This is a genomic window from Vibrio sp. 1401, from assembly GCF_033340295.1.
In genome coordinates, this window is record NZ_JAWOWF010000824.1 from 1 (window position 1) to 520 (window position 520).

At 43.1% G+C, this 520-nt stretch carries 1 protein-coding gene; it reads right to left on the minus strand.

The genetic code is table 11. From position 1 onward, the window contains the following. Window positions 1-200: septation protein IspZ (locus R7Z77_RS28375; RefSeq protein WP_318137438.1), on the minus strand; the 200-nt coding region annotated here is incomplete at its 3' end. Window positions 201-520: the final 320 nt, after the last annotated feature.

Genomic DNA, 520 nt, shown 5'->3' on the forward strand with positions numbered 1-520 from the left:
TGCATCTTCTCTACTTTCTTATACAGCGCGTAGGTCACGATAAGTTGAACTGCCGTTGCAACGATGAGTGCTCCAGTCGCTACATAGATGTCGTACATCTTGTATAGAGCGAAGAAGATAATGAGAGGAATAAAATCAAGGATCTGCTTCATGTTGCCAAAAACTACCGAGTTGTTGAGTTGCTGACAGTCTAGCGGAATCTGGCGTAATGTGAATAGCTCAAGGGATTTGGATAAAAAATTGCCGCTCAATGAGCGGCAATGTATTGATATGTTTAAGGCACCTAAAAAGGCGAAATCTTGCTCGTTATTACAGATAGCTTGGTGAGCTTCTGTAGGCTTGACTCATGGCTCGAGAGCTAAACGATTCTTTCCTACGCCACACGTTGGTATTGAGAAATCAGAGACTTTACGTCTTCCAAATAGCCTTCTCTCAACAAGTTATCGACGGTGGCTTCTAGCTCTTCATGCGTCATGGTGAAGCAAGTTGATTTGCCTGTCATTAGGCTCAAATATTGGTG